Genomic DNA, 25,958 nt, shown 5'->3' on the forward strand with positions numbered 1-25,958 from the left:
GCATGAGAGCCCTTCGCGTTGTGCACGGTCTTGTTCCTCACTGCTGCTCCCAGGAGCGGAAGGCCCGCAGGTGCCCGGGCGTGGCCACGACGTCCAGCCGCTCGTCGTCCGGGTCGCCGCCGCCGAGCGCGGCGAGCAGCCGCCGGGCGGGTGCGTTGCGCGGGGTGCGCTCCGCGGTGAGCCGGACCTTGGCGCAGCCCAGCTGCTCGGCCCGGTCGGCGAGCCGGCCGAGCAGCCGTTCCTCGACGCCTCGGCCGAGGGCCCGGCAGCTCATCAGCCAGCCGCGGACGTCGAGTTGGTCGCCGTCGGCGGTGAAGGCGAGGAGGGCGATCTGGCCGTAGTCGCCGAACCGGTCCCGGGCGGCCGCCGTCCACACCTCGCCCTGCGCGCGCCACCGGGCGAGGTCGCCGCCGTCGGCGGACCGGGCGCGCAGGGTGAACTGGTTGGTGCGGCGGACGAGTTGCTCGGCCCGCTCGACGTCCGCGTCGGTCAGCTCGCGGAGGTCCACCTCGAGGTTCAGCTGGGCGAGGAAGTCCTCGAACCCGGCGCCCTCGCGGACGGCGTCCCGCTCGCGTTCCTGTGCGTAGAAGCGGGCCCGCAGGGTGTCCTCGGCGGTCGCCGCGGCCGGGACGAGGGGCCACAACCGGTCCAGGAACGCGTCGAGTCCGGCGGCCGGCGGGCAGGTCACGGACAGCACCTGCGGGAGCGCCGAGCGCATCCTGGCGATCTCGGCCGGGTTGTCGTCCAGGAACAGGAAGCTGTCCAGGCCCAGGTTCAGGGTCCGGGCGGCCTCGGCGAGGCGCTCGGGCTTGGGGTTCCAGGCGGCGGAGACGACACTGAAGTGCTCGGCCTTCAGCAGGCTGTCGGGGCGGTCGAGGACCGCCCGGACGGTGGCCTCGTCGTTGTTGCTGACCAGGGCCAGCAGTGCACCCGCGTCCCGCCACTGGAGCAGCCTGCGGGCCAGCCGGGCGCGTGCTCCGGTGAGGTCCACCGCCTCCGGTCCGGCCTCACCCGCCACCCCGCCCCACAGGGTCTCGTCGCCGTCGACGGCGATCACCTTGGGCGCGGGGCGCCGTACGGCCCGTACCACCTCGGCCAGGCGCAGCGCGACCGCCGCCTGGAAGGCCGGGGTGAAGGGCAGGTGGGCAAGTCGCTCGGTGCGCTCGTCGAAGCGCTCCTCGACGGTGTGGTGCCGGGTCCATTCGTCGGGGCCGAGCACCGCGATGCCGGGCAGGTCGGCCAGGTCGGCGGTGATCCCGCGCTCCCAGTCGAGGAAGCGGTCCGCGGTCCGCGCGGTCGGCAGGATGCCAACGACGAGCGGCCTGCGGGTGCGTTCGGCGAGGGACTTCAGCGCGGCCGGGAAGGCGCTGCGCAGTTCGGCGAGTGCCGTGTCGTCCACCGGCCCGAAGCGCTCCAGGTCGGCGGCGCGCAGCAGGACGACGCCCACCGCGGTGGCCGGGTCGGCGAGCACGCCGGACGGGTCCTGGAGGGCGGCGAGCACCTGGTGGTACGGCGCCTCGGCGACGCTCGCCCGCTCGTCCTCCAGCGCCGCCTCGCACATCAGGGGCAGGTTGCCGAGGGCGAAGGTGGCGGCGAGGGCGAGACGGGGTCCCTCGACCGGCGCCTGCTGTATGACGGTTGCACTCTCCCGTACGACCGCAGTCGCGTCCTCGGCGGTCTCCGCGAGCAACCGCAGGAACTCCTCGCCGAGTTCGGTCGCGGTGTCCGCGTCCAGGATGTCGAGGTTGTGGTCGAGGCGGACGGTGCCCGTGTCCGGGGTCATGGTGATCATCAGGTCCAGGTCGGTGTGGCCGACACCGGCGGGCAGCACCTCGAGGTGGGTCAACCGGCCCGAGAAGCGGACGTAGTTGAAGTACACCTCGACGAGCGGGGCGTTGGCGCGGTGCAGGCCCTGGCGGGCGAGCGTGGCGAGGGCGTCGGAGAACATGGCGCCCTTCGCCAGGATCTGCTGCAGGCGCCGGTCGGTGCGGACGAGGACGTCCGCGATCCGCTCTCCCGCCGCCGCCTGTGCGGGGAAGGGCACGGGGACGCCGAAGAAGCCCACGGCGCCGTACGCGTCGGCGTGGATGCGGGTGTCCACGGGCACGGCGAGCGCGAACCGCTCCCGCTCCCGCTTCCTGGCCAGCAGCACGGTGAGGGTGCCGAGGCAGAACGCGGCGGGGGTGACGGCCAGTGTGCTCGCGGCGGCCGAGACGCGTTCCATGAGGCCGTCGGGGACGGTCACGGTGACGCTTCCGGAGCGGTAGGAGCGGGTGTCTGGACGCGGGCGGGCGAGGGTCAGGTCGAGCCGTTCGCTGCCCTGGAAGGCCTCCCGCCAGTCGGCGCCGGGGCCGTCGCCGCCGCCCTGCTGGGCCTCGATCAGCAGGTCGATGTCCCGGTTGGTGACGGTGCCGTCCAGCGGGGTGCCGGACAGTTCGGTGTCGATCTCGGCGGCCACCAGCAGCAGGGACTGGAGGTCGCTGACCGCGTGGTGGGCGCCGAACACCAGGAGCTGGCCGCGCGGGTCGCCGTCGACGAGTTCGAACCGCCACAGCGGCGGGACGGCCAGGTCGAACGGCGGCTCCAGGAGCAGCCGCAGCCGCTCGCCGGCGTCCGCCTCCTGCGTGGTCTCGGTCCAGCTGAGCAGCGGCGCGGGCGGCTGCCGGTCCACGCGCAGTTGCCGTCCGCCCTCGTCGCCGGTCACGACGGCCGTGCGCAGGGCTGCGTGCCGGGCGGCGAGCCGGTCGAGGATCCCGGTGAGGGCCTCGCGGGTCGTCGGTGTGCCGAGCCGTACGGCCAGACCCACGCCGTGCGCTGCCTGGGGCATGTCCGGCTGGGCACTGCGCAGGAGTCGTACGACGTCCCGGGTCGCGGGCCGCAGTTCGGTCTCGGGCACGTGCTGCGCGGGCGTGTGCCCCGCCCGCTCGGCCGGTGCGGCGCGCTCGGGCAGGCCCTCGGCCAGGGCGCGGGCGAGGCCGCGGATGTCGGCGGCGGAGAACACGTCGGCGGCCGGCAGCTCGACGCCCAGTTCGCGGGCGAAGGCGTTGCGCAGCCGGACCAGCATCAGCGAGTCCAGGCCGAGTTCCTTCAGGGCCGTGGTGGCGAACACGTCCACCGCACCGCCGGAGACCTCGCCGACGCGGGCCCGCACGTAGGTCTCGAGCCACTCGGTGCGCTCCTGCTCGGTGGCGGCCGCGAACACCTTCTTCACGAGGTCGTCGGTGTCCCCGCCGCCGGCCGGGACGCTCACCAGGTCGGCGAGGAGCGGGCGGCTGCGCGCCGCGTCCGGGTCGAGGGCGAGCAGCTCCCAGTCGAGGGCGATGGGGGCGAGCTGGCGGCGGGCGGTGGCCAGCACCCGGTCGAACAGCTCGCCGCCGTCCTGCGGGGAGAAGGCGACCAGGCCGGAGCGGCTGGTCTCGGCGGCCCGGGTGCCGGACTCGGCGACCATGCCGACGCCCGCCCAGGCGCCCCAGTCCAGGCTCAGCGCCCGCCTGCCGGACCGGGAGAGGTGGTGCGCCCAGGCGTCGAGGAAGGCGTTGGCCGCGGAGTAGGGGCTCTGTCCGGCCGAGCCCAGCAGGCCGGCGGCCGAGGCGAACAGGACCAGGTTCGCCGCTTCCGGGGCCAGTTCGGTGAGCAGGGCGGTGCCGAGCACCTTGGGCGCGAGGACGCGCCGGACGCGCTCGTCGGTGAGGTTGGCCAGGGTGGCGTCGTCCAGGACACCGGCGGCGTGGACCACGGTGGCGACGGGTCCTGCCGCGCGGCGTACGGCGTCCAGGGCGGCGGAGAGTCCGGCGCGGTCGGCGACGTCCGCGCGGGCGAGGTGCACGGTGACGCCGCGCTGTTCCAGGCTCTGGATCCAGGCGGTGGCGGCCTGGTCGGGTGTGCCGCGGCTCAGCAGGGCGAGCCGGCGGGCGCCCCGGCGGACCAGCCGCTCGGCGACGACCCGGCCGAGGCCGCCCAGGCCGCCGGTGATGAGGTGCACGCCGTCGGGCTGCTCGGCGTGGCCGCCGTCGTCGGGGCGGGTCCGGGCCAGGCGCGGGACGAGGCGGCCGGCGTCGCGCAGGGCGATAAGGCGTTCGTCGTCGGCGTGCCGCAGCTCGGTCCACAGCGCCTCGGCGCCGCCGTCGGCGGGCAGGTCGACCAGCGTGGTGGCGAGTTCGGGGTGTTCCTGGGCCACGGTGAGGCCGAAGCCCCAGGCGAGGGCCTGCTGCGGATGTGCCACCGCGGTGCTGTCACCGGCGGCCTGGCTGCCGCGTACGACGACGAACAGGCGCGGCGAACGGCTCTTGGGCCGCTCGCGTTCGGCGAGGGCCCGGACCAGGTGCAGGGTGGTCAGGCAGCAGAGCCGGGCGGCCTCCTCGGCGCTGCTCTCGTCGCAGACGTGCGGGGCGTCGAGCGCGGACAGCTGGACCACCCGCTCGGGCGGCGCGTCCGCGAAGGCCTCGTCCAGCAGCCGGGCCAGCTGGGCCGGGTCGGCCGGGTCGAGGACGTAGCGGCCGGGGCCCTCGGTGCCGTAGGCGGTGCCTCGGCGCGCGATCACGTAGGGGGCGACATCGTCGAGGCGGCGGGCCAGTTCGTCGGCCACGCCGGTCTCGTCGGCGAGGAGGAGCCAGCTGCCCTCGGCCGGCGGCTCCTGTGCCGCGGGGCGGGGCTGCCAGCGGGTCTCGAAGAGGGCGCCGTCCAGCGGGGAGAGCGCGGCGAGCCGGAACTCGTCGGCGGCGAGGACGAGTTGGCCGTTCTCGTCCCACAGGCGCAGGTCGAGGACGGCGGTGTCGCCGTCGACCGAGCGCAGGTCGCAGCTCACCCAGGCGGGTGCGGTGCGCAGGCCGGTGAACCGCAGGCGTCCGGCGCCCGCGGGCACGAACGCCCTGCCCTGCGGGGCGGCCGCGGGCAGCGCGGCGGTGTGGAAGGAGGCGTCGAGCGTGGCGGGGTGCAGGAGGTGACCGGCGGCGGGCCGGGCGGCCAGGCGGGCCACCGCTGTCGTGCCGCCGTCCCGGTGGCCCTCCTCCAGGCCCCGGAAGGCGGGGCCGTAGTCGATGCCGAGGGCGGCGAGGCCGGCGTAGACGGCGGACAGGTCGACGCGTTCGGTGCAGCGCTCGCGCAGGGCGGCCAGGTCCGTGCCGGTGTCGGCCGCCGGTTCGGGGGTGAGGGCGAGGCGTCCGGTCGCGTGCCGCTCCCAGCGCGGCTGTCGCTGTCCGGCGGGTGCCGAGGCGAGGGAGAAGTCCCGGAAGCCGTTCTCCGCGGGGCGCAGCACGAGCTGGAGCCGTACGGGCCGCTCGGGGTCCAGGCGCAGCGGTTGGACGAACCGGACGTCGGCCAGGTGCACCTCGCCCCCGTCCGCGAGGGCGGTCGCCGCCTCCAGGACCATGTCGAGGAGGGCGGCGCCCGGCAGCCACACCTCGCCGGTGACCTGGTGGTCGGTGAGGTAGGCGAAGCGGCTGTCGTCGAGGGCGATCTCGCTCTGGAAGAGGTCCCGGCCGGGTTCGTCGCTGGCCTGGACGTGGGTGCCGAGGAGCGGTGAGCCGCCGGTGGCGGTGGCCTGGACGGGGGCGAGCCAGTGCCGTTCGCGGGCGAAGGCGTAGGTGGGCAGGTCGGCGCGGCGGCCGTGCGGGAAGAGCGCCGTCCAGTCGGGCGTGTGTCCGGCCGTGAACAACTCCCCCAGCCGGCCGAGCAGGACCTCGTGCGCGTCCCGGCCACGGCGCAGCGAGCCGATGCCGGTCGCGTCGATCCCTGCCTCGGCCGCGACGGCCTCGATGGACGAGAGGAGCGAGGGGTGCGGGCTGAGTTCCACGAAGTAGCGGTAGCCGTCGTCCAGCATGCGCCGGATGGTGTCGGCGAAGCGGACCGGCCGGCTCAGGTTGTCGCACCAGTAGCCGGCGTCCAGCTCGTCCCCGGGGACGGGTGCGGCGAGCACGGACGAGTACAGCGGGGTCGGTGTGCGGGTGCCCCGGATGCCGGAGAAGCGGTCGAGCAGCTCGGCGCGCAGGGGTTCCATGAGCGGGGTGTGCGAGGCGAACGGTGTCGACAGGACGCGGGTGGGGACGCCGCGCTCTTCCAAGTGGCGGCGCAGCTCCGTGAGGGCCTCGGCCTCGCCGGAGACGGCGGTGGCAGCAGGGCTGTTGACGGCTCCGACGAACAGGCGGCCGGCGTAGGGCGTCAGCAGGTCCTCGACGTCCGCGAGCGGCAGTTCCACGGCGAGCATGCCGCCGTGCCCGACGAGCGGGACGACCGCGGCGGCCCGCCCGGTGACGGCGGTCACGGCCTCGTCCAGGGTGAGGGCGCCCGCGCTGTACGCGGCGGCGATCTCGCCGAGGCTGTGGCCGACGACGGCGTCCGGGGTGACGCCGAGTTCCCGCCAGGCCGCGGCCAGGGACGCGTTGACGGCGAACAGGACCGGCTGGAGGTATTCGGTGCGGTCGAGCGGGGAGAACTCCTCCGGTGCCCGCAGCACGTTGAGCACCGACCAGCCGACGTGCCGCTGGACGGCGGCGTCGATGCGGGTCAGCTCGGCCCGGAAGGCCTCGGACTGGGACTCCAGTCCCAGGCCCATGCCGGTCCACTGGCCGCCGTGCCCGGCGAAGACGAACGCGACCTTTCCGGTCTGGTCCTCGCGGGGCGCGGGCACGGGCCTGCGTCCGCTGTCCAGGGCCTTGAGGGAGGACAGCAGTTCCTCCCGGTCTCCCGCGACGACCGCCGTACGCCACTCGAAGTGGCTGCGGTGGCGGGCCAGGGTGTGGGCGACGTCGGGGAGCGCGGTGTCGGCGGTGAGCTGACGGGCCAGCCGGCCCGCCTGGCCGCGCAGCCCTGCCTCACTACGCCCCGAGAGCACGAACAGGCGCTTGCCGTCCGGGAGTTCCGCCTCCTGAGCGGGCCTGGCCGGGGCCTCCTCCACGATGACGTGGGCGTTGGTACCGCTGATGCCGAAGGCGCTGACCCCGGCCCGCCGCACCCGCTGAGGCGTCGCCGGCCAGGCGACCGGTTCCTGGAGCAGGGCGAGTCCGCTGCCGTCCCACTCGATGTGCCGGCTCGGCGTGTCGGCGTGCAGGGTGCGCGGCAGGGTCTGGTGGCGCAGCGACTGCACGACCTTGATCAGTCCGGCGACGCCCGAAGCGGCCTGCACATGGCCGATGTTGGACTTCAGCGAGCCCAGATACAGCGGACGGTCCTGGGGGCGGGAGGCCGCGAAGACCTCGGTCAGGGCGTTCGCCTCGATGGGGTCGCCGAGGGTGGTGCCGGTGCCGTGCGCCTCGATGTGGTCGATGTCGGCGGGCGCCAGCCCGGACAGCTCCAGCGCGCGGCGGATCACCTGTTCCTGGGCCGGGCCGTTGGGCGCGGACAGGCCCTGGCTGCGGCCGTCCTGGTTGACGGCCGTGCCGCGCAGCACGGCCAGCACCTCGTCGCCGTCCCGCTCGGCGTCGCTGAGCCGCTTGAGGACGAGCATCCCCGCGCCCTCGGCCCAGATCGCGCCGTCGGCGTCGTCGGAGAAGGAGCGGCAGCGGCCGGTCGGGGACAGGCCGCGCAGCCGGCTGAACTCCACGAAGGTCTGCGGGGTCACCATCAGCGTCACCCCGCCGGCCAGCGCCAGGTCGCACTCACCCGCGCGCAGCGCCCGGACGGCCAGGTGCGTCGCCACCAGCGAGGACGAGCACGCCGTGTCCACGGTCAGGGCCGGACCGTGCAGGCCGAGCGCGTAGGCCAGCCGGCCGGAGGCGACGCTGAGCGCCGAGCCGGTGCCGACGTAGCCGTCGAGCTGGTCGAGGCGGGAGCCGGCCAGGTAGTCGCTGCCGAACATGCCGACGTACACGCCGGTGGTGCTGCCGGCGAGCCGGGCGGGCACGATACCGGCGCGCTCCAGCGCCTCCCAGGCCGTCTCCAGCAGCAGCCGCTGCTGGGGGTCCATGGCGGCGGCCTCCTTCGGGGTGATGCCGAAGAAGCCCGCGTCGAAGGACTCGATGTCGTCCAGGAAGCCGCCCTCGCGGGCGTAGGACTTGCCGAGGGCGTCCGGGTCGGGGTCGTACAGCGCCTCCACGTCCCAGCGTCCGGCGGGGAACGGTCCGACCGCGTCCCGGCCGTCGGCGACCAGCCGCCACAGGCCGTCCGGGTCGTTCACCCCGCCGGGCAGCCGGCAGGCCATGGCGACGATGGCGATCGGTTCGTCGGTGGCGGGCACGGTCGTCTGGGCCCGCTGGACCTCGCGCGCCCCGTGTCCCAGCACGTTGGCCAGCAGGTATGCGGCCAGCCGGTCGGCGGTGGGGTGGTCGAAGAGGAGGGTGGCGGGCAGGCGGGTGCCGAGCCGGGCGCCGATGCGGTTGCGCAGTTCGACGGCCGTGACGGAGTCCATGCCGAGGTCGCGCAGCGGCTGGTCGGGGCGCACGGACTCGGCCGAGCGCAGGCCGAGGGCGCGGGAGGCCTCGTCCCGGACCAGGGCCAGGACGCGCTCGGCCCGTTCGGGCTCGGGCAGCCTGGCCAGGCGGTCGGCGAGGGCATCTCCCCCGGTGCTGCGCGGCGCGGGCAGCAGCGAGCGCCACAGGGCGGTGCCCGCGGCGTCCGACGCGCGCAGGCGGGGCAGGTCGAGGGCCCAGGCGACCAGGTGCGGGGCGCCGTGCCGCAGGGCCAGGGCCACGAGGTCGCGGCCCTGGTCCGGGGTGAGGGCGCGGTGGCCGAGCCGGGCCATGCGGTCCAGGTCGGCGTGGGCGGCGGCCAGGCCCTCGCCGGCCCAGGCGCCGAAGGAGACGGAGCTGCCGGGCAGGCCCAGGGCCCGCCGGTGGTGGGCGAGTTGGTCGAGGAAGACGTTGGCGGCCGCGTAGTTGCCCTGGCCCGCGTTGCCGACGACACCGGCGGCCGACGACACGAGCAGGAAGAGGTCCAGCGGGGCGCCGGCGGTGAGCCGGTGCAGATGGAGGGCCCCGTCGACCTTGGGCCGCAGCACCCGCGCCAGCCGCTCGGGAGTCAGCTCGGCCACCACCCCGTCGTCGAGGATCCCGGCGCAGTGCACGACACCGCGCAGGGGCAGTTCCTCGCCGACCCGGGCGAGGACATCTGCGACGGCGGCCGGGTCGGTCACGTCGCACGCGACGACCTCGGCCACGGTGCCGAGCGCGGCCAGTTCGGCGACCGTGTCGGCCGCGCGGGGGTCTTCGGCACCCTGGCGGGCCGTCAACAGGAGCCGGGGGACGCCCCGTTCGGCGAGGAGTCGGGCGATGTGCCGGCCGACGACTCCGAGGCCACCGGTGATCAGGACGGTTCCGTCCGTGGGGACGACCTCCGCCCGGCGCTGCTCGTCCTGGCGCTGCTGCGCGTTCACGGGCCTGGCCCGCACCAGCCTGGGCGCGAACAACATCCCCTTGCGAAGGGCGAGTTCGGGCTCGTCGGCCAGGCCGACGGCTGCCGCCCGGAGCGCGGACGCGGGATCGGTGTCGTCGAGGTCGAGCAGGGTCAGCCCGAGGTCCGGGTGTTCGGCGCGGGCGCTGCGGGCCAGGCCCCAGAGCACCGACTGGGCGTATCCGGGCACCGGGTCGCCGTCGGCGGCGGCGACCGCGCCGCGGGTCACCCACACGGTGCGGGTGGGCGTCTCGTCCTCGGGAAGCGCGAGGAGGCGCTGCAGCTCGGTGAGTGCGGTGGCCGCCGACTCGTGGGCGCCGGACACCGGTTCGTCGGGGCGCGGCCAGAAGCGTACGACGACGTCGGCGCCCGACTCTCGGCGGTCCAGGCCGTGCAGGGCGGCCTCGGCCTGCGGGTCGGCCGGGTCGCCGACGACGGTCCAGGTGAGGTCCTCAGCGGCGGGCGGCTCGTCGGTGACGGCCGTCCAGGCCGGCTCGTACAGATGCCGCGCGTTCTCCGAGCCGGCGTCGAGGTCGGCCGGGTCGGCGGCGCGCAGGCGTACGCCCTCCAGGCGTCCGGCGGGCAGGCCGTCGGCGTCCCACAGGGTGATGTCCAGGGTGAGGTCCGTGGCGGAGCCTCCGGTGCGCCGCACCAGCGCGGTCAGGTCGCCCGTGCCGCCGGACGGCAGGGCGCAGCGGCCCACGGCGACGGGCAGCAGGGCGCGTCCGTCGGACAGGCCGAGGGCGGCGGTCACATGGAGGGCGGCATCCAGCAGCGCCGGGTGTACCGGGTACGGGTCGGCCACGTCCCGGGCGGAGGAGGGCAGTGAGAGGCGGGCGAGGAGTTCTCCGTCGCAGGTCGTGACCGCCGACCGTACGGCCTGGAAGGCGGGGCCGTAGCCGAGGCCGAGGGCGGCCAGGCGGTCGTACGTCTGCGCGGTCCAGGCCTCTTCGGCGGTGTCGGGCCACTTGGGGGGACGGGCTGCGGTGAGCGGGGCCGATGGGGCGGCCGAGGCGGTGGCGTGCAGGGTCCAGCCTGGGGTGTCCTGGCCGCGCGGGCGGCTGTGCACGGTGATCTCGGGTACGGGGCCTGCGGTGGCGACGTCGACGGAGACCTCGACCGTGCCGGAGCCGGGCAGGACGAGAGGGCTGAGCAGGAGCAGGTCGGTGACGTCGGCCGTCTCATCCGGGCGGGCCGCGGCGAGCGCGGCACGGCACAGCTCCATCAGGGTGGTGCCGGAGACCACGGTGCGGCCGAAGACGGTGTGGTCGGGCAGCCAGTCGGCGGTGGCCGCGGACCACTCGTTGCGGAAGGTCCAGCGGGTCTCGTCGGCGGACTGGAGCTGGATGCCGAGGAACGGGTGCGCGGCACGGTCGAACAGGGCGGGGCCGCCGGTGGCGGTCTCCGGTGCGATCCAGTGGCGCTGCGGGTCCCAGGCGTAGGTCGGCAGGTCGGCGGCGGGTCCGTCCGGGACCAGGCGGCGCCAGTCGATCCGCCGTCCGTGGACGTGGAGTTCGGCGGCGGCGCGGTCCAGGCAGGCCGGGCCGTCCTCGTCGCGGCCCAGCGAGCCGACGGCGGTCAGGTCGTGGCCGGTGTCCTCGCCGATGGTGCGCAGCGCGGTCAGCAGGGCCGGATGCGGGCTGAGTTCGACGAAGTGGCGGTAGCCGTCGGCGAGCATGCGCTCGACGACGGGCGCGAAGCGGACGGCCTCGCGGAGGTTGGTGTACCAGTAGCCGGCCTCCAGTTCCTCGGTGACCGGTTCACCGGTGACCGTGGAGTACCAGGCGATGTCCGTCGGGTACGTGGCGACGCCGTCGAGTTCGTCGAGGATGCGGTCGCGGACCGGCTCGACCTCAGCGCTGTGGGAGGCGTAGTCGACGTCGAGTCGGCGGACGAACACCTGGCGTGCTTCGAGGCCGGTGAGCAGCGCTTCGACCGCTTCGACGGCACCGGCGACCACGGTGGCGCGGCCGCTGTTGACGGCGGCGACCGAGACGCCTTCGCCGAGGAGGGCCTGCACCTCGGTGTGGGGCAGCGCGATCACGGCCATGGTGCCGGTGCCGGACAGCTCGGTCAGTGCCTGGCTGCGCAGGGCGACCACGGCGGCGGCGTCATTGAGGCTGAGCGCGCCGGCCACGCAGGCCGCGGCGACCTCGCCCTGGCTGTGCCCGATCACGGCGTCGGGGCGCACGCCCCGGGCCCGCCACACGGCGGCCAGCGACACCATCACGGCGAACAGCGCGGGCTGGACGACGTCCACGCGGTCCAGGGGCGGGGCGCCGGCGTCGCCGCGCAGCACGGCCGTCACGGACCACTCGGTGAACGGGCGCAGGGCCGCGTCGCAGCGGTCCAGCTCGTCGGCGAAGACGGGGTCGCGGTCCAGCAGATCGCGGGCCATCCCGGCCCACTGGCTGCCCTGCCCGGGGAAGACGAAGGCCAGCTTTCCGGCGGGGACGGTCTGCTGACGGCCCGTGGTGAGGTCGGCGTCGGGGTGTCCGTCGGCGAGGGCACGCAGGCCGTGGAGCAGCTGCGCCCCGTCGGATGCCTGGACGACGGCCCGGTGGTCGAAGTGGGTGCGGTGGTGCGCGAGGGTCGCGGCGACCTCGGGGAGCGGCAGCTCCGGGTGTGCTTCGAGGGCGTCGAGCAGCCGGGCGGCCTGGCCGTGGAGCGCGGGGAGGCTGCGGGCGGAGAGGGGGAAGAGGGTGGCGGCGGGCCGCTCCGCGGGGGTGGCGGCGACCGGGGGTTCCGGCGCTTCTTCGAGGATCACGTGGGCGTTGGTGCCGCTGATCCCGAACGCGCTGACCCCGGCCCGGCGCACCCGGCCCTCGGTGCGCGGCCAGGCCTGTGCGGTGCTGTGCACGCGCAGGCCGCTGCCGGTCCAGTCGATGTGGTCGGTGAGGTGCTCGGCGTGCAGGGACCGGGGTATGTGCTCGTGACCGAGCGCGAGGACGGTCTTGATGACGCCACCGATGCCCGCGGCCGCCTGCGTGTGGCCGATGTTGGACTTCAGGGAGCCGATGCCGAGGGGGTGGTCGGCGGGGCGGTCCGGGCCGAACACGTTGGCCAGGGCGCGGAGTTCGATCGGGTCGCCGAGGCGGGTGCCGGTGCCGTGGGCCTCGACGTGGTCGAGGTCGTGCGGGGTGAGCCCGGCCGCGTCCAGGGCGGCGCGCACCACCCGTTCCTGGGCCGGGCCGTTGGGGGCGCTCAGGCCCTGGCTGCGGCCGTCCTGGTTGATCGCCGAGCCCTTGACGACGGCCAGGATCCGGTCGCCGTCCCGGCGTGCGTCCGCGAGCCGCTTGAGCAGGACGAGACCGCAGCCTTCGGCCCATACGACACCGTCGGCGTCGGCGGAGAACGGGCTGCACCGCCCGGACGGGGACAGCCCGCGCAGCCTGCTGAACTCGACGTGCCCGCGCGGGGTGACCAGCAGTGTGGCCCCGCCGGCCAGGGCGAGGTCGCACTCCCCGCTCACCAGGGCTCGTGCCGCCAGGTGCAGGGCGACCAGCGAGGACGAGCAGGCGGTGTCGACGGTCACCGCGGGCCCTTGCAGGCCGAGGGTGTAGGCGATGCGCCCGGAGGCCACACTGGCCGCCGAGCCGGTGCCGACGTGCCCGTCGAGCTGCGCGAGCGGGGCGGCGGCGAGGTAGCCGCTGTCGTAGAGGCCGACGTAGACGCCGGTGGAGCTGCCGTTCAGGGACTCCGGGAGGATTCCGGCGCGTTCGATCGTCTCCCAGGTGGTCTGCAGGAGCAGCCGCTGCTGGGGGTCCATGGCGGCGGCCTCGCGCGGGGAGATGCCGAAGAAGGACGCGTCGAAACGGTCGATGCCGCCGTCGAGGAAGCCGCCGCGCAGGGTGTAGGCCTTGCCGGTGGCCTCGGGGTCGGGGTCGTACAGGCCGCTCGTGTCCCAACGGCCCGCCGGTACCTCGGAGATGGCGTCCTCGCCGGTGGCGAGCAGCCGCCACAGGGCTTCGGGGTCGTCGGCGCCGCCGGGGAAGCGGCACGCCATGGAGATGATCGCCACGTCGTCGCCGGGGCCGGCCGGCACCACGATCGGACGGGGCGTCGGCGTCCGGGGCTGTTCGAAGACGGCGTCCGCGACGGCGGCGATGGTGGGGTGGTTGAAGACGAGGGAGGGCTCGAGGGGGCGGCCGGTCAGCGTGCCGAGTTCGGCGGCCAGGGTCACCAACTGGCGTGAGCCGAGGCCGAATTCGGCGAGCGGCCGGTGCGGGTCGATGAGCTCCGGGTCGGTGCCGGCCGCCTCGGCGACGGCCGATGTCAGCCAGGCCCGGACGCCCTCGGAGGTCGTCAGGGACGGCTCGGGGGTCTGCTTCGGGAACGCGTTCGCAGGCATCTGGGCAGGTGTCCTCGTGAACTCGGGCTCAGGCTGGAGGTCCGTACCGCACGACGGGTGCGGGTACGGCGGTGCGGGCGTACGGCCCGCGGGGGTCCCCTACGCGGCGACCGGGCCTCCGGCGCGGGCGGGCGCGCCGGAGGCGGGCGGGGTCAGGCCACGGCGGGCGCGGTCACCACGGAGAGGGTGCCGTCGAGGTACGCCGTCCGGGTGGCGCGGCGCTGGATCTTCCCGCTGGAGGTCTTGGGGATGGTGCCGGGCTGGACCAGGACGACGTCGCGCACGGACAGGCCGTGGGCCTCGCCGACCGCGCTGCGGATCAGGTCGGTGATCTTCTCGGACTCGCCGGCGTCGTCCGGGGCGATCTCGGCGACGAGGACGGGCTGTTCGCCGTCCGCTCCGGTGTCCACGGAGAACGCGGCGGTGCAGCCGGGGCGCAGGGCCGGGTGGGTCAGTTCGGCGGTCAGCTCCAGGTCCTGCGGGTAGTGGTTGCGGCCGTCGATGACGATGAGGTCCTTCAGACGACCGGTGACGAACAGTTCGCCGTCCCGCAGGAGGCCGAGGTCGCCGGTGCGCAGGAAGCGGCCCTCGTGGCCCGGGAGCTGGGCGCGGAAGGTCTCGCGGGTGGCGAGGGCGTTGCGCCAGTAGCCCTTGGCGACGCTCGCGCCGGCCACCCAGATCTCACCGACCTCGCCCTCGGGCAGCTCCTCCTGAGCCTCGGGATGGACGACGGCCACGGTCACGCCCGGGCCGGGGCGGCCGCAGCCGACGGCGGCCGCGTCGGCCTCGCCGGCGTTCGGGGCGCCGTCGGCGGCGGCGAGCAGCGTCGGCGCAGTGTCCACGGTGCCGCCGGTGACCATCAGGGTGGCCTCCGCCAGGCCGTAGCAGGGGTACAGGGCCTCGCGGCGGAATCCGGCGGCGGCGAAGGTGTCGGCGAAGCGGCGCAGGGTGGCCGCGCGCACGGGTTCGGCGCCGTTGAAGGCGACCTTCCACGAGCTGAGGTCGAGGCGGTCGAGCAGGTCCGGGCCGGCGTGCTTCAGACACAGCTCGTAGGCGAAGTTGGGGGCACCGCTGGTGTGCGGGCGGTAGCGGCTGACCGCGGTGAGCCAGCGGTCCGGCTGCTGGAGGAAGTGCAGGGGCGAGAACAGGGTGGCGGTGGCGCCGAGGTACACCGTGTTCAGGACCGGGCCGATGAGCCCCATGTCGTGGTAGACCGGCAGCCAGCTGACGAACAGCTCCTGGTCGTGGGCAGCGATCGCCTCGGGCGTGTGGCCCATGCGCTCGGTGATCACCCGCTGGTTGTCCAGCAGGTTGCCGTGGGTGACCACGACTCCGCGCGGGGCCGAGGTGGAGCCGGAGGTGTACTGGAGGAACGCGACGGAGTCCGCGGTGAGTTGGGGCTCGCGCCAGGCGGCCGCCGCGTCGTCGGGGATGTCCTCGGTGGCGAGGCGGGCGACCCCGTCGAGTTCGGGCAGGTGCCCGGCCATGCCGTCGAGCGCGGCCATCACGTCGCGGCCGCCCAGGATGACCTTGGCGTCGGCGTCGGCCATCAGGCGCTTCATCCGGGTCAGCGCACGGTGGTTCTGCGCGCGGCCCTGCGGGGGCACGCCCGGTACGGCGGCCACACCGGCCGAGAGGCAGCCCAGGTAGGCGCAGATGAACTCCAGGCCGGGCGGGAACAGCAGCATGGCGCGCGAGCCGGCCAGTCCGCGCTCCTGAAGCCAGGCGGCGACGGCGCGGGAGCGGGTGGCCAGTCGGTCGTAGGTGAGTTCCTGGGTCTCTCCGTCGCTGTCACCGGTGACGAGATGGCGGTACGCGGTGCGCTCCGGATGGTTCGAGGCGTGCGTGGTCAGCAGTTCGACCAGGGAACGTGCCATAGGACGAGTCTTCACCTGTCTGAATGGGTGGCGAGTAAACGGGAGTTCGGGCGTCGTGTCGCTCGGACGCACGGAGTTCGGCATCAACCCGGCCTCGTTGCCGGGTCGTTGGACTCGACCCCTCGCACAGGGAGCCGTGGGTCGGACGGCTCCTCGTGATCCCCCGCAGCAGTCTGCTACCGATCAGTAGGACCATAGCAAGATCTGTTTGATCGAAACGCCGGGCACACGTAAACGCTTCGTATCCAAGTGAGTTCGCTGGGCTGACGATCCGTGACGAACGCATGAATCAGCTGTGCACGCACGGTCGACGCATCCTCTCGTGGAATACGTCACACACCGCGATCAGACTGCCACTACGCCTTGCGGCCGGCCGGGGTGACGCAGTCCCCGGCGAGCGCTTCTTCGTCGAGGAGCCGGCGGAACCCGGAGCAGTTGATCGCATAGCCGCGGGAGGAGGTGGCCGGGTCCTCGTACGTGGGGCCGCGCACTTGAGCGGCGCACGCGCAGAACGAGGCGCCGCCGCTACCGCTCCGGGTCACCCGACGAAGCGCCTGACGCCGGGGGCGGCAGAGATGCGAACCCGGAACCTACTGACGGGTTACTTGTCCCCTGGTGGCCGGGCCAGGCCTCCGGGGCCGCCACGGAGTGAGAGGAAATATCAGGCGATCACCCCGAATGCCGGACAGGTGAAATCGCCCTATCGTGCTGTCATGGAGCACGCACTGAGTCCCGCAACCCTTGCCGAACTGCGGCGCCCGCGCCCTTACCCGGCAGTGTCCGTGCTGACGCCCACGCACCGCCGCGAACCCGAGAACGACCAGGATCCGGTCCGGCTGCGCAATGTGGTGGCCGAGGCCAGGAAGCGGCTGGAATCCGATCCCTCCGTCACCCGGGAGCGGCGCAACGAGGTCGTGGCACAGCTCGACCGCGCCCTGGCGGAGGTGGACCTGGCACACGCCGAGGACGGCCTGGTGATCTTCGCGGCGCCGGGCGAGCACCAGGTCTGGTCGCTGGCCCGCACCGTACCCGAGCGGGTGGTGCTGTCGGACACCTTCCTCACCCGCAATCTGGTCTCGGCCCAGGCCGCCGAGCGGCCCTTCTGGGTGCTGTCGCTCTCCGCCGACCGCATCACGCTGTGGAGCGGCGGCCCCGACCGGGTCGTCGAGGACCACTCGGGCGGCTTCCCGCTGATCCACGTCCGGGAGAACTTCGACGCCGAGCGGCAGATGCAGATCGGCGACCAGCCGAGCACCTTCAGTGACGAGGGCACGCGCCAGTTCCTGCGCGAGGCGGACACCGCCATGAGCACGGTCCTGCGCGACCAGCCCCGCCCGCTGTACATCACCGGCGAGCAGGCGGCACTGTCCCTGCTGGACGAGGTCGGCAGCGTCGCCAAGTCCGCCGTGCAGGTCCCGCGCGGAGGCCTCGCCCACGCGGGCCCGGAGGCCGTGTGGCAGGCCCTCAAGCCGGTCCTGGAGGAGGAGGCCCGCAAGGACACCACGTCCGTCATGAGGGACCTGACCTCCGCACGCGGGCACAAGACCTACGCGGCCGGGGTCGACGAGCTGTGGCAGAACGCCCGGGACGGCCGTGTCCGGCTCCTCGCCGTCGAGGAGAACTACCGCACGACCGTCCGCGACCAGGGCGACCACCTCGTCCCGGCCGAGCCGGGGGACCTGGACGCCCGCGACGACATCGTGGACGAGATCGTCGAACAGTGTCTGGAGACCGGCGCCGACGTCCGCTTCGTCCCGGACGGCACGCTGGGCGACGCGAACGGCATCGCGGGGGTGCTGCGGTACTGAGGCACTCCCCGGGCAGCGCTCCCTGCGCGGCGTACGCTACGGCGTGATCGTCGGCGTAAGGGAGCGCGCTCATGGGTGACCTGCTGGGTGTGGCGGTACTGGGTGCCGGACACATGGGAGCCGACCACATACGACGCCTCGACCAGGTGGTGAGCGGCGCCAGGGTGGCGGCCGTGGCCGACCCCGATCTCGACCGCGCGAAGGAGGCGGTGGCCGGCCTGGACGGCGTCACCGTGCACACGGACCCGGTGGCCGCGCTGGACGCACCGGGCGTGGAGGCCGCCCTGATCGCCTCCCCCGGCCCCGCGCACGAGGAGGCGCTGCTCGCGGCGTTCCAGCGGGGCCTGCCCGTGCTGTGCGAGAAACCCATGGTGCCGGACTCCACGGGTGCGCTGCGGGTGGTGGAGGCGGAGGCGCGGCTCGGCCGCAGGCTGGCGCAGATCGGCTTCATGCGGCGCTACGACACCGGGTACCGGGGGCTGAAGTCGCTGCTGGACGGCGGCAGCCTCGGCCGCCCGCTGATGCTGCACTGCACCCACCGCAACGTCTCCTCCCCGCCCGGCTTCACCAGCGCCATGCTGATCAACAGCTCCGTCTCGCACGAGATCGACGCGGCCCGCTGGCTGCTCGGGCAGGAGCTGACGTCGGTCACCGTGCTGCGTCCGGCGTCCTCGGCGGGCGCGCCCGAGGGGCTGATCGATCCGCAGTTCGTGCTGTTCGAGACCGAGCGCGGCGCGCTCGTCGACGTGGAGGTCTTCGTCAACTGCGGCTTCGGCTACCAGGTGCGCTGCGAGGCCGTGTGCGAGGCGGGCAGCGCCCGGATCGGTGATGAGCACACCATGGTGGTCACCTCCCGGGGCAGCGCCGCCGAGGAGGTGGCGCAGGACTACCTGGTCCGCTTCGCCGACGCCTACGACCGCGAGGTGCAGGCGTGGGTCGACGCCACCCGGCGCGGTGAGGTCACCGGCGCGAGCGTCTGGGACGGCTACGCGGCCTCGGTCGTCGCCGAGGCGGGGGTCCGGGCGCTGGAGACCGGCGGCCGGGTGGCCGTCGAGCTCGCTCCGCGCCCGGACCTGTACGCAGGCGTCAGCCGCTGACGCTCGCGGCGCCCGTCTCCAGGTGCCCGGTGAACCGGCGCGACCAGGTCGCGTCGGAGTCGACGGTCACCGTGAAGTCGTACCAGCCGTTCTGGTACGCGACGGCGTTGAAGAAGTCCTCCGTGGAGGCGCCCGCGGCGACGGTGTAGGTCCAGGGACCGTCGGTGCGGTAGTGGTTGGAGGTGATGGTGAACTTCACCGACGACGAGCCCGAGTTGGTCATCTTGAAGTAGACGGCCAGCTTGCCGGTGCCGGGCTCCACGGCGTAACGGGTGCTCACCTCGGCCGACTTGCCCGCCTTGGTGGCATCACCCTGGAAGCGGCGCAGGAACCGGTTGGGGCCGACCATGGTCAGGTCGTACTTGCCGGAGCCGAACCCCAGTCCGATGTTGAAGTAGTCGGAGGCCGTGCCGCCCGCGTCGACCGTGTACGGCCAGGGCGTGGTGTCGCGGTAGGCGTTGGGGTGGATCGAGAAGTGCGCCGCCCGGGCCGCCGGGCCGCCCTGGTTGGTCATGGTGAACCAGGCGAGGATCTGGCCGGCGGACCCGAACTCCAGGTGGTCCAGGAATCCGTTCGGCTGGTACGGCAGCGCGCGGGCCGGGCGGGTGCCGGGCTCCTGGGCGGGCAGGGCGTTGTTCGTCGGCACCGGGTTGGGCAGCGGGCCGCAGGTGTCGATGCCGATGACGCTCGTCGCGGGCAGCGCGACGGAGCCGTAGACCGGGTTGGCGAAGTCGAAGACACCGGTCAGGTCGCCGCTGACCTTGCGCCGCCAGTCGCTGATGTTGGGGCACTTGGCGGGCTTGCCGATGGCCGATGTCCAAGTCTCCAGGAAGCGCAGCACCGAGGTGTGCTCGAAGACCTCCGAGGAGACCCAGCCGCCGCGCGTCCAGGGCGAGACGACGAGCATCGGGACGCGGAACCCGAAGCCGTACGGCACCCCGTTCAGGAACTCGCCGGCGGTTCCGGACGGCGGGGTGGGGGGCGGGACGTGGTCGAAGAAGCCGTCGTTCTCGTCGTAGTTGAGGAACAGGACGGTCGAGTTGAAGACGTCCTGGTCGGCGGCGAGGGCCTGGTAGACGAGGCTGACGAAGTGGGCGCCGTCGCCGGGCGGTGCGTACGGATGCTCGGAGAAGGCCTGGTTGGGGACCACCCAGGAGACCTGCGGCAGGGTGCCCGCGAGGACGTCGGCCTTGATGGCGGCGGCGATGTCGTCCGGGGTGGAGCCGGTGACCTTCGGGACGGAGGACATGCCCCGGTCGTGGAGCGGGTCGCCCGCCTTGGCGTTCGCGAAGTTCCTGAAGTAGGCGCAGCCGTTGTCGCCGTAGTTGTCGGCCGCGTTCTGGTAGACCTTCCAGGTCACTCCGGCGGCCTGCAGGGCCTCGGCGTAGTTCTGCCAGGTCAGGCCGGACTCGTCGCCGCCGTCGTAGCTGGCGGAGTCGACCTTGCCGCTCCACAGGTAGGTGCGGTTGGGGCCGGTCGCGCTGAGGGTGGAGCAGAAGTAGGCGTCGCAGATCGTGTAGGTGTCGGCGAGCGCGTAGTGGAAGGGGATGTCGGAGCGGTCCAGGTAGCCGAGCGAGCGGACGTTGCCGACGCCCGCGACCCAGTTGTCCATCCGGCCCTTGTTCCAGGCGGAGTGCTGGGAGGACCAGGAGTGCGGCAGGTCGCCGTTGCACTGGGCCAGGGTCTCGCCGTCCTTGCCGCCCGCGTCCGGGGTCGCGCTGAGCTTCCACGGGTACTGGCGGCCCGTTCCGTTCGGCTGGTTGAAGACCGGGTGGCCGCCGCTCAGGGTGATGCCGCTGCGGTCGTCGAAGCCGCGGACGCCCTTCAGGCGCCCGAAGTAGTGGTCGAAGCTGCGGTTCTCCTGCATGAGGATGACCACGTGCTGGACGTCCTTGATCGTGCCGGTCGCCGCGGCGTCGGCAGCGGCGGCACTGCGGGTGCCGGCGCCCAGCGCCACTCCCGCGGCCACGGATGCGCCGAGCCCCACGAAGCCTCTTCGGCTGATCGGTGTCATTGGCCCCGTCCTCGTCACCGGAGTGCCCCTGCGGCACACCGCGCGCCAGGGTGCCCGCGGTGATCGTCGAGGTCCATAGCAGCGCGGTGAGGCGCGAATGAATAAAAGTCAAAGTCCGGAACCCGGCCCCGGCATCCGCTCACACCCCGCCGAACAGACTGCTCAGGCCCCGTTCCACGACCGCCGCGACGTCCTCCTGCCCGGCCGCCACCACGCTGTAGGTGTTCAGCAGGAAACGGCGCAGCGACGAGCTGGGGAACTGCAGCAGCGCGAGGCCGCACGGCGAATGGAGTTCGAGGACGGTCCGGGTGCGGCCGTGCGGCCAAATCTGGACGTCCCCGTGCCCGGCGGGGGCGCGCAGACCCTGGTCCAGCAGGGAGCGCGCGAAGGTCCAGGTGACCTCGTCGCCCGCCAGGGTGGCCTCGGGCGGGAAGTCCAGGAAGACGGCCAGCGGGTCGTCCGCCGTGTAGCGCAGGACGGCCGACACCGGGACCTCCCGGTCCTCGGCGGTGATCAGACGGGCATGGGCGGGCTGCACGATGGTGGTGTCCATGCTTTTAAGGAGTCATCCGGAGCCCTTCACAGGACGCCAAATCCGGACAGAGTTGGTGCGCATCGAGCGGACTGCGTCATCATGGAACACCAGAGCGTCGAACAGACGACTGAAGGCGACACGAAAGCGCCTGGCGTGGGTCAAGTCCCGTAGCGGGCCTACGTCTTGAAAACCCGCGCGCGTACGCCATTCGTACCCGCGGAACAGGCCGGGAAGACTCTGGCATATGCCGAAAGCACCACCGTATCGTGTGTTGCCAAATCCCTTACGGGGCGTCGCGGGCTGTGCAACAGTCGTAACGGTCCCTCCGTCCCCCTTGGCCGTACCGTCCCCCTTCGGAGTGCGTCATGCCGTCCCCAGTCTCCGCGGACCGCTCAGCCGCCCAGCCGCCCGGGCGCGGCTCGGTCGAGGCGTTGATAACGCAGGCGCGGCGGCTCAAGGGTGACGTGGACGCCGTACGCCGGGACGCACAGGGCGACGGCTCACAGGACCCGGAGGAGCGCTGGCAGCGGGCTCTGTACGACCTCGCACTGCACCAACTCGAGGATCTGGACGCCCACTTGGCGCAGCTGCGGGACGGCCCGGAGCCCGCCCCGGCCGCGGAGCCCGCCGACGTCCCGGTCGTCCGGCCGGCCCCGGCCGCCGGGGCCCCGCAGGGCTCGCTGCTCAGCCGGGTCGGCAGCGCGGAGTGGAACCTGCTCACGGACGAGGCGAGCTGGTCCGGGGAGCTGTACCAGATCCTGGGCCTCGACCCGGACGCCCCAGCCCTCACTCTGGACGAACTGCCCTCCCTGGTCCACGAGGAGGACCGGCCGAAACTGACCTCGATGGTGACGGACTGCCTGGTCGACGCCAAGCCGATCGACGGCGAGTTCCGCATCCTGCGGCCCGACGGCACCCTGCGGACCGTGCACATGATGGGCGAGCCCGTGCTCGGGGCCGACGGCAGCACCACCTCGATGTGGGCCGTGCTGCGCGACGTCAGCGAACTGCGCCGAAGCCAGCGGACCGTGAGCGAGACCCGTGACTCGCTCCAGCACCACCGGCGGCAGGCCCAGACCGAGCACCGGCTGGCGGTCGAGCTGCAGGAAGCCGTGCTGCCGCCATGGCGCGGCTCCCTGCGGCTCCCGCACCAGGGGCCGGGGACCCTCGACCTCGCCGCCCACTATCTGCCGGCCGCGACGAGCGCCCTGATCGGCGGGAACTGGTACGACGCGCTGGAGCTGTCGGACGGCACGACCCTGCTCAGCGTCGGCGACCTCACCGGGCACGGGGTCGCCGTCACCTCCGGCATGGCGATGCTGCTCGGCGCGGTGCGCGGCATGGCGATGGCCGGCACCCGGCCCGGGCACCTCCTGGCCATGCTCAACCAGTTACTCGACGCCACCGTGCAACCCGCCCTCGGCAGCGCCGTCTGCTGCCACTACCGGCCCGAGACCCGCACGCTGGTGTGGGCACAGGCAGGACACCCCGCCCCGCTGCTGTACCGCGGCGGAACGGGGCGCCTGCTGAACGCACCGAACGGTGTCCTGCTCGGCGCCACCACGGGCGCCGCCTACGGGCAGGCCGTCGAGATCCTTCAGCCCGGCGACCTCCTCCTGCTGCACACCGACGGGCTGGTGTCCGGGCACAGCGGAACTACCGCAGTGGACCGGTTGCTCGACCTCGCCCCACGCTTCGGCGCGGCGCGCACCGCGCAGGAGTGTGTGCGGACGGTCGTGGAGGAGTTCGGCGGAGCCCAGCGCGAGGACGAAGCATGCGTACTCGTCGCCAAGGTCACCGCATGAGCTGACCTGTTGGGAAAGCGCAGCGCACAGGCTCCCTACGCTTGTGCGCTGTTGCGCGTGCCCTTCGGCTTCGGCAGCGCGAGCATGATCTCCTCCCGCAGCTCGTGGATCTTCGGGTAGCCGGCGTACTCGGCGGTGAGCCGGTACATCTGGCGCAGCCGGTCCCAGGTGCGGCGGGAGGAGTTCGAGCCCATCGACATCAGAGCCAGCCGTGCATAGCGGTTGGCCTGTTCCGGGTCGTCGGCGATGAAGCAGGCCGAGGCCATGGACAGATGGTCGAAGATCTTCGACCGCTCGCGCCCGTCGATGCGCAGGGCCAGGGCCTTCTCCGCGTAGTACTGGGCGTGCGCGGCCGCACCCGGGTCGAACTCCGCGAGCGTGCGATAGGCCAGGGCCTGCATGCCGTACAGATCCTCGTCCTTGAAGGTCTGCATCCAGTCCGGCGTTTCCACGTCCTGGCGGTCGGAGACGAAGAGGTCCTCCGCCTGTCCGAGTGTGCGGCGCATCGCCTGGCCCTTGCCCATCGACGCCTGCGCCCAGGCCTCGATGGTGTGGAACATGGCCTTCGTACGCGGCTGCAGGCGCTCCCCCGAGCCGGACTGGGCGAGCTTCATCAGGTCCAGCGCGTCGTCGGGCCGGCCGAGGTGCACCATCTGACGGGCCGCCCGGGACAGGGCCTCCCCGGCCCGCGGCCGGTCACCGCCCTCACGGGCGGCGTGGGCGGCGATGACGAAGTACTTCTGGGCCGTGGGCTCCAGGCCGACGTCGTGCGACATCCAGCCCGCGAGGACGGCGAGGTTGGCGGCGACACCCCAAAGGCGCCGCTGGAGATGGGGTGGGTGGTGGTAGGCGAGCATGCCGCCCACCTCGTTGAGCTGGCCCACGACCGCCTTGCGCTGCAGCCCGCCGCCACGGGCGGCGTCCCAGGCGCGGAACACCTCGACCGAGCGCTCCAGTTCCTCGATCTCCTGCGACCCGATGGGGGCGGCCTCATAGCGGTCGAACCCAGCGGGGTCGGCGTGCAGGGGGTCGTCGAGGACAGGGGCGTCGGCCTTCAGGGTGGGGTCGGTGTGCAACCAGTCGTTCATGGCGCTGCTGAGTGTGGATCCCGCGGCGAGCGCGGCACCCGCGCCCACCAAGCCGCGTCGGTTGAGCATGAGGTCCATTCCCGTGAATTCGGTGAGGACCGCGGCGGTCCGTTCGGGCGCCCACGGCACTCCGTCGGGATGTTCCGCATTCCCGTCGCCCTGCCGTTTCCCCGCACGCCCGTGCCGTACCAGACCGAGGTCCTCGATGGTCACGACACGGCCGAGACGCTCGGTGAACAGGGCCGCCAGCACCCGCGGCACGGGATCGCGCGGGATCTCTCCCATGTCGATCCAGCGCCGCACCCGCGAGGTGTCGGTCGACAGCTGGGGGTGGCCCATGGCCGCCGCCTGTTTGTTGACCAGCCTCGCGAGTTCGCCCTTGGACCAGCCGGCCAGGCCGAACAGGTCCGAAAGGCGGGTGTTGGGTTGTCCGCTCACGTCAAGCCCCCAGGTTCTCGGCTGAGTTGACAGTAGCCCCGTGGAGGTTGCCGGGCGACTATTCGCCACGGTTCGCCAGGGTGCGCCAGATGGTGTGCCACTGGGCATCGGGTGTCAGGTAGGAACGCGCCACCCCGACCCGGTCGCCCTTGATGTGACGGGTGCATTCCCCAGGGTGTACCCGGGCGTCCGGGTCAGGTGGGCGTATGAACTCAAAGCACCCGCATTGCGTATCCACTTCGCACAGGGGTTTTGAGGATGGATGTACAGGCAGGCACCGCAGGCACACGAAGGGATCTGTATCTCCCATGTACGCAGCATCGTCCTCCGTGTCCGCTCCGCCCCGGCCGCTGCGTCCCCGCCCGGCGGGCGGCGCGCCGTATCTGGACCCGGCGGCGCGGCCGGGAGCACCCGTGCTGGGCGTGGGCCGCCCGCGGCGCGTTCCGGGACAGCCCGGCTCCCAACCGCTCAGCGGGAGACTCGACTTGTCCGGCCCCCAGGGTGCGCAGCTGCGCACCGCGATCGCCTCGGTGCACCGGATCTGTCCGGAGTTCACTCCGGTGCAGGTGCTGCGCCGCAGCGGACGCTCCGTCCTGCTGGTCGGGACGACGGGACGCAGCACGGCCGTGGCCAAGTGTCTCCTCGATCAGTCGCCCGCCTGGGCGGAGCGGATCCGCCACGAAATAGCCGCATACCGCTCGTTCGTCCGGCACCGCCCGCCCGTGCGGGTGCCGAGACTGATCGCGGCGGACCCGGACAACTGCACACTGGTGATCGAGCGCTTGCCGGGCCGGGTGGCGGCGCTCCAGCGGCATCCGACGGAGGCCCCGCCCCGGCCGGACATCCGGGCCGCGCTCGGCGCGATCTGCCGGCTGAACGCCTGGCGGCCCCCGGCGGGCACCTTCGACGCCCCGCTGGACTACGCGGCTCGTATCTCCCGGTATCACGAGCTGGGCCTGCTCACCGACCGGGACATGGGCGACCTGCAGAAGCTGCTGCACGGCATCGCACACGCGGCGGGCCGCCAGGGGATGGGCCAGTTCTGCCACGGCGACGCCCTGCTCTCGAACATCCTGCTCTCACCGGCCGGTCCAGTGCTGGTGGACTGGGAGCACGCGGGCTGGTATCTGCCGGGGTACGACCTGGCGACGCTGTGGCTGGTGCTCGGGGACGCACCGGTGGCCCGGCGCCAGATCAGCCAGATCGCCCAGTCGGCGGGCCCGGCCTCCCGGGACGCCTTCCTGGTGAACCTGATGCTCCTGCTGACCCGGGAGATCCGGACGTACGAGACGGCCGTGCAGCGTTCGATGCACGAAGCGACCCCGGCGGCACCGGGTACGGCCCACCCGGGTGCTGCGCCGTCCGGCGAGGAACAGCGCCTGCTGCTCAGGCGGCTGCACGACGACTGCCAGCTGGCCCGCCGGGCCGTGCGCGCAGCGGTCGGCACTCGCTGACGGGGACGACGGCTCCGCGGTGCGCCCAGAGCGGCGGCGCATCGCGGACCTTCGTGTGTTCGGCCCCGTGCGGGACCCGTCGTTCCAGGCCGTCGCGCGGGCGGCCACTGGTGTACGCCACTGACGCCCCGCAGGCCCGCTCCCCATCGCTGCGAAACTCGCCGAACCCC

General features: G+C 73.4%; 10 protein-coding genes. 4 read left to right on the forward strand and 6 right to left on the reverse strand.

Annotated elements, in window-relative coordinates; genetic code table 11:
• Positions 1 to 37: 37 nt before the first annotated feature.
• The 3 genes from ACZ5DS_RS20150 to ACZ5DS_RS20160 form a co-directional block, all read right to left on the reverse strand.
• A complete protein-coding gene (locus tag ACZ5DS_RS20150) occupies positions 38 to 13,672 on the reverse strand; it encodes an SDR family NAD(P)-dependent oxidoreductase (protein ID WP_468240254.1) in 13,635 nt (4,544 codons plus the stop codon).
• Between the two features lie 152 nt (positions 13,673 to 13,824).
• A complete protein-coding gene (locus ACZ5DS_RS20155) occupies positions 13,825 to 15,549 on the reverse strand; it encodes a fatty acyl-AMP ligase (protein ID WP_468240257.1) in 1,725 nt (574 codons plus the stop codon).
• 356 nt (positions 15,550 to 15,905) lie between these two features.
• Entirely contained in the window at positions 15,906 to 16,091 is a 186-nt protein-coding gene (locus tag ACZ5DS_RS20160) for a hypothetical protein (RefSeq protein WP_468240259.1), read from the reverse strand.
• 171 nt (positions 16,092 to 16,262) lie between these two features.
• Between ACZ5DS_RS20160 and ACZ5DS_RS20165 the strand changes: the two genes are divergently transcribed.
• Entirely contained in the window at positions 16,263 to 17,357 is a 1,095-nt protein-coding gene (locus ACZ5DS_RS20165; RefSeq protein ID WP_468240261.1) for a baeRF3 domain-containing protein, read from the forward strand.
• 71 nt (positions 17,358 to 17,428) lie between these two features.
• The gene (locus ACZ5DS_RS20170; RefSeq protein WP_468240263.1) at positions 17,429 to 18,454 is read left to right on the forward strand and encodes a Gfo/Idh/MocA family protein; all 1,026 of its coding nucleotides are present in this window, start codon (positions 17,429 to 17,431) and stop codon (positions 18,452 to 18,454) included.
• On the opposite strand, the gene ACZ5DS_RS20175 is transcribed toward ACZ5DS_RS20170, so the two are convergent.
• Both ACZ5DS_RS20175 and ACZ5DS_RS20180 read right to left on the reverse strand, forming a co-directional pair.
• A complete protein-coding gene (locus ACZ5DS_RS20175; protein ID WP_468240266.1) occupies positions 18,444 to 20,468 on the reverse strand; it encodes a phosphocholine-specific phospholipase C in 2,025 nt (674 codons plus the stop codon). The two genes, ACZ5DS_RS20170 and ACZ5DS_RS20175, sit on opposite strands and share 11 nt — an antisense overlap.
• 139 nt (positions 20,469 to 20,607) lie before the next feature.
• A complete protein-coding gene (locus ACZ5DS_RS20180; RefSeq protein WP_468240268.1) occupies positions 20,608 to 21,021 on the reverse strand; it encodes an SsgA family sporulation/cell division regulator in 414 nt (137 codons plus the stop codon).
• 347 nt (positions 21,022 to 21,368) lie between these two features.
• On the opposite strand from ACZ5DS_RS20180, the gene ACZ5DS_RS20185 reads away from it, so the two are divergent.
• Positions 21,369 to 22,808: a PP2C family protein-serine/threonine phosphatase gene (locus ACZ5DS_RS20185; protein WP_468240271.1), complete on the forward strand. Its 1,440-nt coding sequence runs from the start codon at positions 21,369 to 21,371 to the stop codon at positions 22,806 to 22,808.
• A 35-nt stretch (positions 22,809 to 22,843) separates the two neighbouring features.
• Here the strand turns inward: ACZ5DS_RS20185 and ACZ5DS_RS20190 are convergent, their stop codons facing one another.
• Positions 22,844 to 24,334: a DNA-binding protein NsdB gene (locus tag ACZ5DS_RS20190; protein WP_468240273.1), complete on the reverse strand. Its 1,491-nt coding sequence runs from the start codon at positions 24,332 to 24,334 to the stop codon at positions 22,844 to 22,846.
• Positions 24,335 to 24,642: 308 nt separating this feature from the next.
• On the opposite strand from ACZ5DS_RS20190, the gene ACZ5DS_RS20195 reads away from it, so the two are divergent.
• Entirely contained in the window at positions 24,643 to 25,788 is a 1,146-nt protein-coding gene (locus ACZ5DS_RS20195; RefSeq protein WP_468240276.1) for an aminoglycoside phosphotransferase family protein, read from the forward strand.
• Positions 25,789 to 25,958 lie beyond the last annotated feature (170 nt).

It is taken from the genome of Streptomyces sp. NPDC031100, assembly GCF_055570785.1.